This is a genomic window from Myxococcus sp. CA033 (assembly GCF_013336625.1).
Taxonomy (GTDB): Bacteria; Myxococcota; Myxococcia; order Myxococcales; family Myxococcaceae; genus Myxococcus; species Myxococcus llanfairpwllgwyngyllgogerychwyrndrobwllllantysiliogogogochensis.
In genome coordinates this window covers 1-1,971 of record NZ_JABUMU010000061.1, presented here as the reverse complement: position 1 = coordinate 1,971, position 1,971 = coordinate 1, and the positions used below count along the sequence as shown (strand labels likewise).

Below are 1,971 nucleotides of genomic sequence, written 5' to 3'. Positions count from 1 at the left end.
GGACTGGCGCTGAAGCCAGGCGATGTAGTCGCGGAAGGAGGTCGACTCACTCTCCGCCGGGAGTCGGCCAGAGCGGACCTGCTCGTAGGTGGTGAAGAGTTCCTGGAAGAGGAGCCCGAGGCTCCATCCATCCACGATGAGGTGGTGCAGCGTCCAGAGGATGAGCCACGTGTGCTCATCCGTGCGGATGACCGTCAGTCGCAGCAGCGGTGGTGTGCGCAGGTCGAAGCCCCGAGCACGGTCCTCGGAGATGAGGGTGTCGAAGCGGCGCTGCTGCTCGGCCTCATCCGCGCCGCGCCAGTCGTGCTCCTCCCAGGGGAGGGTGGCCTCCGGGTGGACCCACTGGAGGGGCTGGTCGGCGCCCTCGGCGACGAAGGACGTGCGCAGCGAGGGCTGCCGCTGGATGACGGCTTCCCAGGTGCGACGGAAAGCGGTCATGTCCACGGCGCCGCCGAAGGTCCACGCCAACTGCGTGACGTAGACGCCGGAGCCCGGGGCCGTGAGGGTGTGGAAGAGCATGCCCTGCTGCATGGGCGACAGCGGATAGAGGTCGTCCGCCAGCGCCCCCGCGGGCAGCACCTGGTCGAGCACCGACTGGGACAGCCTCGCCAGCGGGAAGTCGGTGGGCGTGAAGCGGCGGGCGTCGTCGGAGTCTCGGTCGTCGATGAGCCGCCGCAGCGTGTGCAGGCAATGGTCGGCCAGGGACTGGATGGTCTCTGGCCGGTGCGCCGCCTGGCTGTACGTCCACACCAGGGTCAGTCGGCCCTCGAAGACGTAGCCGTTGATCTCCAGCAGGTGGGAGAGCGCGGCCTTGGGAGCGCGCAGGGCACCCAGGGGTTCCCGCGTGGCGGTGAACGGATTCAGCGCCGAGTCGTCACCGGCGGACTGATGGAACTGGCCCAGGTAGTTGAAGAGCACCTGGGCACGAGGGAGCGCGCGGAGGTGCTGGGATTGCTCATCGTCCGCCAGGTGGCGCAGCAGGCCGTAGCCGAGTCCCTTTCGGGGAAGGCGCCGCAGCGAGTCCCGCACAGCGCGCAACCGGCCGCCCAGGCTGGTGGTACCCGAGACGTCCAGCGTCACGGGATACAGCGTGGTGAGCCAGCCCACCGTGCGAGACAGGTCCACGTCGTCGGAGAACGGCTCGCGGCCGTGGCCCTCCAGCTCCACACGCAGGCGAGGCTGGCCCATCCATTGTGTGAGGCTGTCAGCCACCGCCGTCAGCAGCACATCGTTGATGTGCGCCCGCCACGCGGCCGGTGTCTCCTGCAACAAGAGCCGCGTCTGGGCTTCGTCCAGGGAGACTTCCACCGTGCGAGAGGAGGCCACGGAAGTGGCACCGCCAGCGCCATCCCAGGGAAGGACAGGAGCCTCGAGTCGCCCCTCCTCCAGCCAGTACGTCCGCTCACGCGCGACCTCCTCGGAGCGAGCGAAGTCACTCAGCTTCGAGGCCCAGGTCTTGAAGGACGTGGACCTGGGCGGCAGCGCCACCGGGCGCCCCTGTCTCGACTGCACATACCCCGCGCCGAGGTCCTCGAGCAGCGTGCGCCAGGAGACGCCATCCACACCCAGGTGATGCACCGACAGCAGGAGCCGTGTGCCTCGCTCGGCTCCGAGGTGGAAGAGGGCGGCGCGCAGGAGCAGCCCCTCATCCAGCCTGTGGCTGGCGTGGATGCGGGAGGCTCCGGACTCCAGGGCCGTGGGCAGCTCCGCCTCGGGCACGGAAGAGAGGTCCACCTGCTCCAGGCGGGCAAGGGACTCCAGGCCGGTGAACTCCTGGTGCCAGGTGCCGTCTTGCCGGCGCGTGAAGCGCAGCCGCAGCGTATCGTGGTGGGCGACGACCGCGCGCAGCGCCGCTTCCAGGCACGGGACGTCCACCGGCTCGCTCGACGCGAGCATGAAGGCCTGGGCGAAGTGGTGCGGTTCGAGGAGTTCCTTCTCGAAGAAGTCGAGCTGGATGGGCGTCAGGAGGGA

1 protein-coding gene is annotated in these 1,971 nt (G+C 69.3%); it reads right to left on the bottom strand.

From position 1 onward, the window contains the following. Positions 1–1,971 (bottom strand): condensation domain-containing protein (locus HUA78_RS45615; RefSeq protein WP_254624265.1); only part of this gene is annotated, 1,971 nt, incomplete at both ends.